The 13,015-nt window shown below is 38.7% G+C and carries 12 protein-coding genes; 10 read left to right on the top strand and 2 right to left on the bottom strand.

The features are described from left to right. The first annotated feature begins 23 nt into the window (after positions 1 to 23). From pyrF to LMH66_RS04635, 5 genes are all read left to right on the top strand, one after another. Entirely contained in the window at positions 24 to 719 is a 696-nt protein-coding gene (gene pyrF, locus LMH66_RS04655; protein WP_229368738.1) for an orotidine-5'-phosphate decarboxylase, read from the top strand. Between the two features lie 53 nt (positions 720 to 772). Beyond that, positions 773 to 1,603 (top strand): SDR family oxidoreductase, encoded by an 831-nt coding sequence (locus tag LMH66_RS04650; RefSeq protein ID WP_229368737.1) that lies wholly within the window; start codon positions 773 to 775, stop codon positions 1,601 to 1,603. Between the two features lie 25 nt (positions 1,604 to 1,628). Further along, the gene (locus LMH66_RS04645) at positions 1,629 to 2,180 is read left to right on the top strand and encodes a DUF2058 domain-containing protein (RefSeq protein WP_229368736.1); all 552 of its coding nucleotides are present in this window, start codon (positions 1,629 to 1,631) and stop codon (positions 2,178 to 2,180) included. A gap of 151 nt (positions 2,181 to 2,331) precedes the next feature. Then, the gene (locus tag LMH66_RS04640; RefSeq protein WP_229368735.1) at positions 2,332 to 3,144 is read left to right on the top strand and encodes a CLCA_X family protein; all 813 of its coding nucleotides are present in this window, start codon (positions 2,332 to 2,334) and stop codon (positions 3,142 to 3,144) included. 198 nt (positions 3,145 to 3,342) lie between these two features. Beyond that, complete coding sequence (locus LMH66_RS04635; protein ID WP_229368734.1) at positions 3,343 to 5,100, top strand: acyl-CoA dehydrogenase C-terminal domain-containing protein; 1,758 nt, start codon at positions 3,343 to 3,345, stop codon at positions 5,098 to 5,100. Between the two features lie 121 nt (positions 5,101 to 5,221). Here LMH66_RS04635 and dacB read toward each other — a convergent pair whose 3' ends face one another. Then, a complete protein-coding gene (gene dacB, locus LMH66_RS04630) occupies positions 5,222 to 6,712 on the bottom strand; it encodes a D-alanyl-D-alanine carboxypeptidase/D-alanyl-D-alanine-endopeptidase (protein ID WP_229368733.1) in 1,491 nt (496 codons plus the stop codon). 416 nt (positions 6,713 to 7,128) lie between these two features. Here dacB and pssA point away from each other — a divergent pair, with 416 nt between their 5' ends. The 5 genes from pssA (at position 7,129) to LMH66_RS04605 (ending at position 12,172) form a co-directional block, all read left to right on the top strand. Continuing rightward, entirely contained in the window at positions 7,129 to 8,442 is a 1,314-nt protein-coding gene (gene pssA / locus LMH66_RS04625) for a CDP-diacylglycerol--serine O-phosphatidyltransferase (RefSeq protein WP_229368732.1), read from the top strand. A 205-nt stretch (positions 8,443 to 8,647) separates the two neighbouring features. After that, positions 8,648 to 9,472 carry a tRNA-uridine aminocarboxypropyltransferase gene (locus LMH66_RS04620; protein WP_229368798.1) on the top strand — a complete coding sequence of 275 codons (825 nt, stop codon included), beginning with the start codon at positions 8,648 to 8,650 and terminating at the stop codon, positions 9,470 to 9,472. Between the two features lie 78 nt (positions 9,473 to 9,550). After that, on the top strand, positions 9,551 to 9,874 hold the full coding sequence (locus LMH66_RS04615) for a hypothetical protein (RefSeq protein ID WP_229368731.1): 324 nt from the start codon (positions 9,551 to 9,553) through the stop codon (positions 9,872 to 9,874). A gap of 35 nt (positions 9,875 to 9,909) precedes the next feature. Next, complete coding sequence (locus LMH66_RS04610; RefSeq protein ID WP_229368730.1) at positions 9,910 to 11,892, top strand: RecQ family ATP-dependent DNA helicase; 1,983 nt, start codon at positions 9,910 to 9,912, stop codon at positions 11,890 to 11,892. Position 11,893: 1 nt separating this feature from the next. Further along, positions 11,894 to 12,172: a hypothetical protein gene (locus tag LMH66_RS04605; RefSeq protein WP_102527358.1), complete on the top strand. Its 279-nt coding sequence runs from the start codon at positions 11,894 to 11,896 to the stop codon at positions 12,170 to 12,172. A gap of 56 nt (positions 12,173 to 12,228) precedes the next feature. Here LMH66_RS04605 and eco read toward each other — a convergent pair whose 3' ends face one another. After that, entirely contained in the window at positions 12,229 to 12,798 is a 570-nt protein-coding gene (eco, locus tag LMH66_RS04600; protein WP_229368729.1) for a serine protease inhibitor ecotin, read from the bottom strand. Positions 12,799 to 13,015 lie beyond the last annotated feature (217 nt).

Genomic DNA, 13,015 nt, shown 5'->3' with positions numbered 1-13,015 from the left:
AATAAACACCTTACGGAGTAAACATGGCAGATAAACCGATTGTAGTAGCCTTAGATTATGACAATAAAAATGAGGCACTATCACTGATTGATAAGCTTGACCCATCTATGTGTCGCCTTAAAGTAGGCAAAGAAATGTTTACTTTATTCGGACCACAATTGGTAAAAGACATCCATGATCGTGACTTCGATTTATTTCTAGATTTAAAATTTCATGATATTCCTAATACCGTAGCAAAAGCCGTGTCTGCAGCAGCGGACCTTGGTGTTTGGATGACGAACGTCCATGCAAGTGGTGGTTTAGCGATGATGCAGGCAGCAAAAAATGCATTAGGCAATTATGGTAATGACGCACCTTTGCTAATCGCTGTAACAGTATTAACGTCAATGAGTGATGAAGATTTATCATTATTAGGGATAAATGTTCCTGCATCTGAACATGTTAAACGTTTAGCTGCGCTAACACATCAAGCTGGTCTTGATGGCGTTGTGTGTTCAGCTCAAGAAGCCACTATGCTTAAAACAAGCTTTGGTAAAGACTTTAATCTAATCACTCCTGGTATTCGTCCTGTTGGTGCTGATGTTGGTGATCAACATCGCGTAATGACGCCACCGAAGGCGATTGCTGCGGGCTCTGATTATTTAGTGATTGGTCGCCCAATTACTCAAGCAACTGATCCATTAGCTTCATTACATCAAATCGTTAATTCATTAACGTAAACATATAGATATTGAACAATATTCTAATAGTATCACCTAAGCAGGAGTGCAAAATGTTTGATTATCATGGAAAGAACGTTGTTGTTATTGGTGGTACAAGCGGCATTAATCTTGGTATTGCTTGCGCTTTTTCTCAGCAAGGGGCAAATGTTGCTGTTGCCAGTCGCAGTGTTGAAAAAGTGACAGCAGCCGTAGATGCTTTAAAGTCAGCTAATCCTCAAGGTCAGCACATAGGCGTGAGTTTTGATGTCAGAGATCCTGAAGCTGTTGCTTCGGGTTTTTCAGAGATTGAAGCACAGTTCGGCCATATTGATGTGTTGGTCAGTGGCGCAGCAGGAAACTTTCCTGCACGAGCGAAAGATTTATCGGTAAATGGCTTTAAATCGGTTATGGATATTGATTTACTTGGCAGCTTTCAAGTGATTAAACAAGCATATCCATTATTGGCGAAAGGCATAAAAGAGACTGATGGCAAAACGTCTGCCAGTGTCATTCAAATTTCGGCACCTCAAGCCTATGTGCCAATGGCGTTACAAGTGCACGTATGTGCAGCAAAAGCGGGTGTTGATATGCTGACACGTACCTTAGCCATAGAATGGGGCGTTGAAGGTATTCGAGTCAATTCTATTGTGCCGGGTCCTATCGCAGAAACTGAAGGTTTTGATCGCTTAGCACCGAGTAAAGCATTAAAATCTATGATAGCTGATAGTGTGCCGCTTAAACGTAACGGACAAAAACAAGATATTGCCAATGCTGCGTTATTTCTAGCATCTGACATGGCTTCATACATTACCGGAACAATATTACCTGTCGATGGTGGTTGGTCATTAGGTGGTGCAGGTGCTGCAATGGATGCATTAGCAAAACATTTACCTGAACAGTAATACAATTTTTTTAAAGGTGATTTAAATGGCCAACGCATTGCAAGAGCAATTGCTAAAAGCAGGACTCGCGAGTAAGCAAAAAGCGCGAGACGTTAAAACTCAAAAACGTAAACAGAAGAAAGCCAAGGTCGATGACGGCAGTGCTGATTTGAAACAGCAAATTGCAGATCAAAAGTTAGCGCAAACAGAAAAAGATCGCGCTTTAAACGAGAAACGATTTGCAGAGGCGAGTGAGAAAGGTCAAGTCCGTGGTCTTATTACCGAGTTTAATAAGTTTGCCATTAGCATCCCTAAAGATGCTGAAATCAAATTTAATTTCACTATGAGCACTAAGATTTTATCTATTTACGTAACAGAAAAGCTGCAAGGTCAGTTATTATCTGGCGCTGTAGGTATCGTACGCCACGAAGATAAGAGCTACCTTGTACCTCACAAACTGGCTGAGCGTGTAAACTTATTGGTACCTGAGTGGTGTGGTTATTTATGGGAAGAAAATACCAATACCCAAACTGAACAAGTTGAACAAGCAGATGATCCATACGCAGATTATGCAATTCCTGATGATTTAATGTGGTAAACACGGAGTAAACTCTCATTATTCAAATGATGTGTTTAATGGCGAATTCGTTTATCTAAATCATAATTATTAAAGCCTCTTTACGGGGCTTTTTTATTGCTTAAATTTATAATTAAATACCATTTCATTCATGCTTTACTAGGTAATCATCGTGCTTAAAAAAACTCACTACTATAGAAATGGTGCTGATTACCGAGAAGGGCAGCAAGCCAATTTTATTGATATCAAACATACTTTTGGTTTGAGGCATATTAGTGTCGGCAAATGGGTTACTAGAGAAGAGTCTGACATTGCAGCTAATCTAGTTTTTGATTCATTAGCTGATTTATCACAGATATTACAAGTGCCTACAAGATTACTGGGGTTGCGACAAACATTGAACTTGTTATTTGGCCGAGGGGGGCAAAAAGGCGTGCAGGCTCATTATTCCCCGACCACGAAAGAACTAGCTTTAGCTAAAAATGCAGGTGCAGGAGCTTTAGCACATGAGTTCTGGCATGCATTTGATCATTACATTGTTGATAAGGCTTTTGATGTTGGTAGCAATATGAGGAGTTCCCATTCTGCATTTAGCGTTAAATACAGCTATGCATCTGATTTATGGCTCAAAGATGTGTTGTTAAAACCTCACCAACTAAATGACAAACTGTCAGCGTTATTTAAATTGGTATTGTTGAGTGATGACGGCAAGAGTGCAAGTGATTATGTGAACAAGGCTATCGCCATTGATAAGCAGCAAGGAAGTTACTATTTTTCTAAACCTACAGAGCTAATGGCAAGGGCATTTGAGGCTGCAATTGAATCAGACGGTCATATTCATAACCAGTATTTGGTCTCAGGGACATTAGATACCGATACTGTTTCAAAAATGATATATCCCTCTATGGAGCATCGCAAACAGATCATGGCTTGTATTATAGATTATTTTGCATTGCTGGGTGCTGCTTACGAGCAACAGCAATAAAAGTTACTTATCTAATATCGTTCTCATTTTATCAATAAAACTCTGCTAATTATCTAAGATAATTGACAGCAGTTATCTTTCCAAAGTGCTTTTAGAAATATCCTTTTTTATGTGGTTAACATGCGATTGAACTTGTGTTTACTGCGACTTTTGTATAAATTGAAACAACTGTTTTAATTATCTGTTTAAGAGCCTGATATGAACCCTTACCAAGCACCTTTAAAAGACATGCAGTTTTTATTAGAAAATGTCTTCGACGCCACCAATACTTGGCAAAACATGCCTGCTATGGCTGAAATGGTCGATATGGACACAGCTGTCGCTATTTTAGATGAAGCGAGCAAGATAAGCCGTGACCTAATTCAACCTATTAACCGAAATGGGGATGAACAAGAAGTCAGACATATTGATGGTAAGGTCATCACACCGGATGGGTTTAAAGAAACTTACCAGCAATTTTCAGAAGGTGGTTGGGTAGGGCTTTGTGGTGAACCAGATTTTGGTGGTATGGGAATGCCGAAAATGCTTGGTGTATTAGTTGATGAGATGAATTACAGCGCCTGTAACTCATTTACTTTATACAGTTCACTGACTGCTGGCGCCGCATTATGTATTAATGCGCACGCAACAGAAGAGTTAAAAGAAAAATATTTACCTAATCTTTATTCTGGCCAGTGGTCAGGTGCAATGGACATGACTGAGCCGCAAGCGGGTTCAGATTTACGTAACATTCGTACTAAAGCTGAACCGCAAGATGATGGCAGTTACTTAATTTCTGGTAGCAAAATTTTCATTACCGGTGGCGATCATGATTTAACTGAAAACGTTATTCACTTAGTGTTGGCTAAACTGCCTAACTCCAGTGGTATATCTTTATTTTTAGTGCCTAAAATCAATGTTAATGATGACGGTTCATTAGGTGATTCTAACGGGGTGACTGTTGGTTCTATAGAACATAAAATGGGCCTTAAAGCATCTGCCACATGTGTGATGAATTACGACAATGCCAAAGGTTTTTTAGTTGGTAGAGTTGATCGTGGTTTGGTGTGTATGTTCACTATGATGAACTATGAGCGCTTGGCTATTGGTATTCAAGGTTTAGGCAGTGCTCAGGGTGCTTATCAAATGGCTGCCGACTATGCTAAAGAACGTGTACAAGGCGTCGCAGCAGGAGGGTCAGCAACTGGCGCTACTGCAGATCCAATTATTGTGCATGGCGATGTGCGTCGTATGCTATTAACAATCAAGTCAATTACTGATGCAGGTCGTGCATTATCAGTGTTTACTGGTAAACAACTTGATTTGGTCAAGCACAGTGAAGGTGCTGTTAAAGCTAAAGCGACAAAATATGTTGGCTTATTAACACCAGTTTCTAAAGCCTTCTTAACTGACCGTGGTTTAGACGCCACAATCATGGCGCAACAAGTATTCGGTGGTCATGGTTATATTCGCGAAACGGGTATAGAACAATTTGTCCGTGACACGCGAATCGCGCAGATTTATGAAGGAACAAACGGCATTCAGGCTATCGACTTTTTAGGTCGTAAAGTCACAGGTGACAATGTCGCAACGTTAACTAGTTTCGTTGCTGAGATTAACCAAGAGTTAGCCGGTTTTGAACATGTGTCTGACGCTGACAAAAAGGCGATCAGCTTGCGCTTTGATAATTTACTCACCATTGCAAATCACATCAATGAGCATAAATTAACTCAGCCAGCATTAATTAATGCCAGTGCGGTTGATTTCTTAGATGCATTTGGTTTTATCCTTTACGGTTATTACTCATTGCTGATGGCTGAACGTTCACAAGGTCATGAAGATCAAAGTTTTGCGCAACAAAAACAATTTGTGGCAAAGTTCTATATGGACAAAGTTCTGCCTAAAGCGGATTTCCATATTGCGCAGGTTAGTCAAGGTGATGATGCTATTATGGCAATGCCTGCAGACTTGTTTTAAATTATCGACTTGTAAGCACTTATCAGAAAAAAGCACCTTAATTTAAGGTGCTTTTTAGTATCTACAATAAATAAGCTTAAGCAGCAATTTGCTTGATAGCGCAAAGACCGATACTTAAGGTTTAAGGCAAATCATTCAACGTTTGCAGCAAAAGGGCACTAAAAGGTGCCAGTCTGGCTTTTTTTGCTTTAGGGCTTAAGCCGTTTTCTATGATGACAAAAGCGTATTGCTTACCATTATCTGCATCTAAATATCCTGCCAAGTTTTCTACGCCCATCATAGTGCCGGTTTTAGCGGCCACTTCACTCTTTAACGGTGGTTGATTGAAATATTTTTTGTATTTGAGGGTACCAGACTCACCAGAAACGGGTAGTAATGCTTCTAGATAGTTTAATTGCTCGTCTTTTTTGATTAGTTGTAATAGCGCCATCATTTGATGGGCTGTGATAAGGTTGTAACGTGACAAGCCAGAGCCATCGACAATGTTTGCTTCAATATAAGGTAAGCCAAGTTCTAGCATTATATGCTCAATGGCTTTTGCTCCGACTAAGAATCCATCTTTAGGTACAGTATTATTCCACTGTATCTCATCTAAAGGGGCTGCTTGCTCAGTTCGTAATTGCTTTTGGTATTGAAAAAAATACTGCCTGCCAATTTGTTTTAATAAACTGTCAGCAATTAAATTATCAGATTTTTGTAACATGGTTTTTAATAAAACGGGTAGCGGTTTTGATTGATGAGTTGCAATGACAGTTTGTGGCTGATTAACCTTCGATACAGTGTTCATACTAAGATAGTTAATCTTGTTTTGTTGGAGTAAATCTTCGATTACCCCTTTGCTGTATAAACTCGGATCGTTTACTGCTATTGCTAATCGAATGGATTTGTTGCCTGGGTAACAACCATCAATTTGATAGTGGTTATTATCAAACCGTTGCATATGCAATTCACAAAAATGTTTCTGTGCTTCTTTTACATCAATGGTTTGATCAAACTTAGCTGTTGATGTCATCGTGATTGGATAAATTGATTTAATTGAAACGGTAGACGCCACTTTAGACGGCGTCAGCGTCGCTTTAACGCAATTTCTATCAATAATGTAATTAGACACCGGCGCCGCATAACAAATGCCTAAATCGTCCCAAGCCCAGCCTGGTGCGCGAGTTTGTTTAGACTCTTCTGCAACTAGATATACATCACCGCTAATATTACTGATCCCTTTTTGCTTTAATTGCTGGATGAGCGCATCGAGGTGTTTACGTTTTAGGGTTGGATCCCCTTGAAAGTGGATATACAGGTTACCGTTTAAGACATTGTTATTGATAACACCGTCATGAGTAATTTGGGTTTCATAATGAAAATCTTTACCTAATTGATGGCTCGCAGCTACTGCAGTGATTAATTTCTGAATGCTAGCAGGTAACATTAAGGTATTATCATTGAGTGTATAGATGATTTTTTGGCTTTCAACATCCCAAACACTCACTGATATCTGTGACTGTGATGGGCTGATGATATTCATCATATTAGTTAAATAGTCATTTGCTAACACTGGAAAACTCATTGCCAGAATGGGTACCGCAAAGGATAAGGCTAGAATAGGAAAAGGCATAATTAGATACAATCAATATAGGTAAAGTTAAAATACGTCATTTACGTGTGGTTTACATTAAAGATCTTTGCTTGTGGCTGAGAAATAGTCGATTTTACAGAAAATATTGGGTCACCTTCGTGAGTAAATCGTTAGCGTTTAAGCCCAAATATATTAATTGTTTCTCATAAACTAACCAAACACGTGTTTAAGTTGAGAAAAACCTTGCTCGAACGCAGTTAAGTCGGTAATTTCTATCTCCAATTATTTTAGTAAATTTGTTATTGCGTCGTTTCAGATATATCGATTGATAGATTAAGCATTTTATTGTTCAAACCTAGAATAAAAATAGGGCTGATGCTTAAATTCAATACGAATAGTCATTTAAAAACGGCGAACTCAGTGAGTAACACTGAGAATCATTTAAGGAGGTTGCCTTGCTGGACAAGCTAGGTGGTATCGCATTACAAGCTGAATCATTAAAATGGTTATTAGATCCGATTCAGTTTAAAACTGAATTACTTTCACGCATCGCGAACGCGAAAAAAGCGATCTATATCGCTGCGTTGTATTTGGAAGATGACGAAGCAGGACGCGAAGTCTTAAATGCGTTATTAGCAGTTAAAGCTGCCAATCCTGAAATTAATATTGTTGTACTAGTAGATTATCATCGTGCACGTCGTGGCTTAATTGGCCATAAAGGCGATAGCGGTAATTACATTATGTACCGCAAAGCTATGGCTGAGGCTGAAGTCCCATTTGATATTCTTGGGGTGCCTGTTAAATCCCGTGAATTTATGGGCGTTTTGCACCTTAAAGGTTTCATTATCGATGATGCTGTCATCTTCAGTGGTGCAAGTATCAATAATATCTATTTCCAGCAATTTGAAAAATATCGCTTTGATCGCTATCACCTGATTGAATCTGCTGAACTTGCAAGAAGCATGACTGCATTTATTCATCAGTATTTAGTTAGCGATCCAGCAGTTTGCTCATTAACGCAAGATAGCAGTAGCGAGCAGTGCCCTGAAAAGAACGATATTCGCACATTCAAGACGCGTCTAGGGCGTTCTAAATACGAATTTGAAAGTACGCGTATTGGTAATCGTGTGACACCGCTTGTGGGGTTAGGCCGTAAAAAGAATAAGCTTAATGAAGTGGTTGTTAAGCTTGTCGATGAGTCTCAAGAGTCATTGTTTATTTGTACGCCATATTTTAATCCACCTAATGCCTTGGTGCGTGCACTGACTCGTCATCTTCGTAATGGCAAAAGTATTGATATTGTTGTCGGTGATAAAACGGCTAACGATTTTTATATACCACCTGAAAAAGAATTCTCTACCATTGGTGCATTGCCGTATATGTACGAGCAATCGTTACGCAAGTTTGTTAAGCGCCAACAATGGGCTGTTGAAAATGGTCAGCTTAGGATCCACCTTTGGAAAAATGGAATTAATAGTTACCATTTGAAAGGGATCAGTGCTGATGGCAAAAAACACCTCATCACAGGCTCTAATCTTAACCCACGGGCTTGGGCTTTGGATCTAGAAAATGGCTTACTACTGCATGATGAATCTGGTGCTTGGAAGGCCAATTTTGAAGCTGAACAAGATTTAATTCTTACCCACACTGAGAAGCTGTTTCATTACAGTCAAATTGAAACTTTACAGAAATATCCAGTTCCTGTGAAAAAAATTATGACTAGAATTAAACGCTTAAAAGCTGATTTTTTACTACGTAGAATATTATAGCTAGGAAAAAATCATTCATCACCTTAATTGGTGATGAATATTTTTGAACGTAAAAGTAAACGACTGCATCTATTTGTGTTTAATACACTATCATTTGATACTAAGATAATTATGTATCAAGCAAGCATGATAATTTTCCTTAATAGCAAAACTATAGCTGTCCTTAAGTCATTCCCATATTGCGATAGAAAGAGAGTCCAACATGTTGGCGATACCACCTGAGCAGCAACATGCTGTTCATCGTCTGTACCAATACAGAAAATCAATTTCAACAAAACCTTTTGCAGCTAGAGGAATGAAGCTTATTCGTTGCCCATGGTGTTTATTAGGAGAGATTTTCTGCACCTGTGAGCATAGGCAGTATCTCAACACATCAGCTAGCTTTATGTTGATCATGTATGATGACGAAGTATTAAAGCCAACGAATAGTGGTCGTCTCATTGCTGATACCGTGCCTAATACCAGTGCTTTTCTTTGGTCGCGTAAAGATCCCAATAAGCAAATGATTGAGATGATTAATGATGCTCAATATCAGCCTTTGTTAATTTTCCCCGCTCAATATGCACAAGAAGGTCAGCAAGTGGTAGAGCATATTGATCAACTATCAGTGTGCAAGCAGTCAAACATTGATAATGCAGTTAATGCTTCTTTAGCGCATCAAGCTGATAAGCCTAAAAAAATACCGTTACTCATTTTACTGGATGGTAGCTGGCGCCAAGCGATTAAAATGTTTCGCAAGAGTCCATACCTTCATGATTTACCCTTGCTGTCTTTTAATCCGGAAACCTTAGCCACTTATGAATTAAGAAAGGGCAGTCATGACTTTCAGTTGTCTACCGCTGAAGTCGCTGCATTAGCTTTCAGTGCAATAGATGAACCTAAAAATGGTGAGGCATTATCATCTTGGTTTGAATTATTTGTGGAGTCCTCTTTGCTTGGGCGTAATAGACGCTTAAAAGAAGACATTGTGCCAATCGAAAACTATATTGATAAGTTTAAACAAGCTATGATAATAGCCAAAGAAGGCTAGCTTTTCTTTTTAACTTAATTGATTTTTGGATAATTTGTAAATCAGTTCAATTGTTTACGCATAGGATGCGCGTTTAGTATGTTTGATAATAAATTAATTGTTCTTTACCGTTTAGAGCCAGGTTGTTTAGGACCAGATGGTATAGATCACATTGATACCTTTTGTAATCTTGCTCAGCAAACGTTAGCTGCGTTTGATACAGACAGTTGCCAGTGGTTACTTGAACCTCGTTTTAATAAACAATTAGACGAAATGGCTTATTGTTTAGCAAATAAAATGCTCACTCGCGCGCAAGCTGCAAAATATTTACAGCGCTTTGGTCATGACCTTGAACAAGTACAAGAAGTGTTTGAAGATAAAATGACTGATTTGATCAATCAATATATTGCTCGTAAGTCGTAAGCGTTCGACTGCTTTCAATCAATAAAGGCGTCGACATGCAACAGCCAAGTTCTCACATATCTACAACAGCCCCAGCATTAACTACGTTATTAAAACAACAATTTGGTTTTGATCAATTTCGTGAAGGGCAACAAGCTGTCATTGAACATATATTGTCAGGGCATTCTTCTTTAGCCATTTTTCCAACGGGTTCTGGTAAGTCACTATGCTATCAATTTAGTGCACTGCAGCTTGCTAATGTAACGTTAGTGATTTCGCCACTGTTGGCCTTAATGAAGGATCAAATAGCTTTCTTACATAGTAAAGGAATTAGTGCAGCGAGTATTGATTCAAGTTTGACCTATGAACAAAGCCAGCAAGTGATGCGTGATGTGCGTAGCGGGCAGACTAAAATATTAATGGTGTCTGTTGAACGTTTTAAAAATGAACGTTTTAGGCAGTTTTTATCTTCAATTACTATTTCGTTATTGGTTGTTGATGAAGCGCACTGTATCTCTGAGTGGGGTCATAATTTCAGGCCTGACTATTTGAAAATTCCTGTTTATTGTCAGGAGTTCGCTATTCCTCAAGTATTGCTATTAACAGCAACAGCAACTGCCAAAGTAAAACAGGATATGGCTAAGCGGTTTAATATATTGCCTCAGCAAGTGGTTCAAACAGGGTTTTATCGAGCCAACCTTGATATCAGTGTATTACCCGTTTTAGAAAGTGAAAAAAATACCAACTTGAGCCATTGCGTCAGCCAGTTTAACGGTGCGGGCATTATATACGTGACTTTGCAAAAAACGGCTGAGGATGTTGCGCAGTACTTAACGACTCAAGGCTTTCAGGCCACGGCTTATCATGCGGGGCTTGAATCTGATATTCGGAATCAGATCCAATATCGATTCATGAATGGCGAAATCAATATTATTGTCGCTACCATTGCTTTTGGCATGGGGATAGATAAAAGTAACATACGCTTTGTTATCCATTATGATTTACCCAAATCGATTGAGAATTACAGCCAAGAAATTGGCAGAGCTGGGCGTGATAATGGTTTGTCACATTGTGTCACTTTAGCAAACAAAGATGGTCTCAATACCATAGAAAACTTTGTTTATGGTGATACTCCAGAGCCCAGTGCCATTGCCAAGTTAATTCAGCATATCAGCGCTGAAGTGGATAATGGCCGCTGGGAAATGCAAGAATCTAGTATATCCAGCAGTTGCAATATCAAGTTATTGCCGCTTAAAACCTTATTGGTTCAACTTGAATTAGCCAAGGTCGTTAAACCTAGTTTTGCTTATTTTTCTGAGTTTAAGTATCAATTTCTAGTTGATAAACATCAATTACTTGCAGGCTTTGATGAGCAAAGGCAGACATTTTTAAATCAAATTTTTGAACATACACGTTTTAAGAAGGTTTGGGGTCAACTAGATTTTGATAGTTTATATCAAGCTTATGGGGCTGAAAGGCAGCGTGTGGTTGCAGCATTAGAGTATCTTGCAGATAAGCAGATGATCTTATTAGAGACCAAAAAAATCACACAAGTCTTCGAAGTAAACCCTGCAGCGCTAGTGCAAAAAGATCTCATTGGTCAGTTATCAGATTACTTCCAGAGCAATGAAGTCAAAGAAATCTCTCGTTTAAATCAATTGTTAGCTTTTTTTGAATCACAAACCTGTATTACAGCGCGGTTAGCGCATTATTTTGACGATAATGCGGCGCCTTCGCAGTGTGGTCATTGTAGTGTTTGTCGTGGAAAACCGGCAATTTTGCCGCAAAAAGCCATAGCACCCATCGAAAACTTAACCGACATCCAAGCACATTTAGACAGCTTTAATCAGCACATGCTAACGAAAGGGCATCTATCTGTTTCAGTATCTGTGCAAGCTAAGTTTTTGGCAGGTATGACCGTGCCTATATTCGCCAGAATAAGAGTGAAACAGTTACCGGGTTTCGGTTATTGTAGTGAGTATCGTTATCAAGATATCGTTAACTGTATCGACAAATATAACCAAAATGGAGCGCACTAAAATGAAGAACAAAGCAGTTGAGGGCTTGCTAAAGAAACATGAAAAACTTAATCATTTAGAAGGCGTTAAAGTTATCTCTCACATACAAAGAGAGAAAGAAGAGTGGGTGCTGCATACACTTATGATAGACGGTTATGACGTTCCATTTAAATTTAAGCGACCTAAAAAGTATAAGTCGCTTAAAGATCAATTAGTGAGCCTTATTTACTACACCGATGAAGAAACGGTTGCAGGTTTTACTATAGAAGTAATGCAAGTGGTGCGGGTTAAACGTTATTAACATGTTTTTATCTGCCAATCAGTAAGTTAACCTACACCGCGAGCACCAATCCTGTTTTATTGATTACCTGTGTATTGGTAATCACTTTTGACTTGCCAAATACGGTAACGAAGTTCAGCACCTTCAGGCAAATAAAACACCTTAGGTAAGCGGCTGTCATAATCAATTGTAATACTTTGCCCTAGCGTCACAAATTTTGCTGTTTTAGGCTCGCGACACATCATCATTGTACTTGGCCCATCGGTCAATTTATCAAGTGTATAGTAACTATAACCCCAACCTTGCAGGTTTTGCTTTTCAATTTTGCCCATCAATCGATGTTGATTACAGTCGACCATTTTGTTTTGACCAATCTGAATTTCCACTTTATAACTCGCTTCATCGCCACGTTTAGAAAGCGACAATATATGCTGTACTTGGTTCTCTGTAGGCTTAGGAAACATTTTAGCTTGTTCAATTTCTTGATAGCTCTCTTGTGTAAATGAATGACTTGAAATCATGTTAGGGCGCTCAAATTGATTCGGCACAGGACTAGTCGCTACAGATGAAAATGACATAGTGGCAATGGCGCCAACTGCAGACAACTTGATTAGATTTTTAAATGCGCTGTTAAGACTAATTTTCATATGGATTCTCACTTGTAAAATGCTAGTGTATTACTGGTAACTAAAACCTTGTTATAGATATAAACGGTTTGGGGTTCAAAAAGGGTTTTATTTTTTTATTTATTTTTAATTCACAAGGCTTTTACGATAAGCGCACCTCATGAAAGCTTAAAATATCTTTTATATTCAATGTTTTTCATTTTATATATTAAATTCCATTGCTTAAATAAATAATTTT

The sequence above is a fragment of the Shewanella sp. 10N.7 genome, from assembly GCF_020806285.1.
In the GTDB taxonomy this organism is placed as follows: Bacteria; Pseudomonadota; Gammaproteobacteria; order Enterobacterales; family Shewanellaceae; genus Shewanella; species Shewanella electrodiphila.
Note: the sequence above shows the minus strand (reverse complement) of the source record. Positions and strands in the feature narration are given on the sequence as shown.

What these genes read in the sequence shown, in the direction of transcription:
- pyrF (WP_229368738.1), top strand. Translation starts at nt 24, where the DNA reads ATGGCAGATAAACCGATTGTAGTAGCCTTAGATTATGACAATAAAAAT.
- LMH66_RS04650 (WP_229368737.1), top strand. Translation starts at nt 773, where the DNA reads ATGTTTGATTATCATGGAAAGAACGTTGTTGTTATTGGTGGTACAAGC.
- LMH66_RS04615 (WP_229368731.1), top strand. Translation starts at nt 9,551, where the DNA reads ATGTTTGATAATAAATTAATTGTTCTTTACCGTTTAGAGCCAGGTTGT.
- LMH66_RS04645 (WP_229368736.1), top strand. Translation starts at nt 1,629, where the DNA reads ATGGCCAACGCATTGCAAGAGCAATTGCTAAAAGCAGGACTCGCGAGT.
- LMH66_RS04605 (WP_102527358.1), top strand. Translation starts at nt 11,894, where the DNA reads ATGAAGAACAAAGCAGTTGAGGGCTTGCTAAAGAAACATGAAAAACTT.
- LMH66_RS04635 (WP_229368734.1), top strand. Translation starts at nt 3,343, where the DNA reads ATGAACCCTTACCAAGCACCTTTAAAAGACATGCAGTTTTTATTAGAA.
- LMH66_RS04610 (WP_229368730.1), top strand. Translation starts at nt 9,910, where the DNA reads ATGCAACAGCCAAGTTCTCACATATCTACAACAGCCCCAGCATTAACT.
- dacB (WP_229368733.1), bottom strand. Translation starts at nt 6,712, where the DNA reads ATGCCTTTTCCTATTCTAGCCTTATCCTTTGCGGTACCCATTCTGGCA.
- eco (WP_229368729.1), bottom strand. Translation starts at nt 12,798, where the DNA reads ATGAAAATTAGTCTTAACAGCGCATTTAAAAATCTAATCAAGTTGTCT.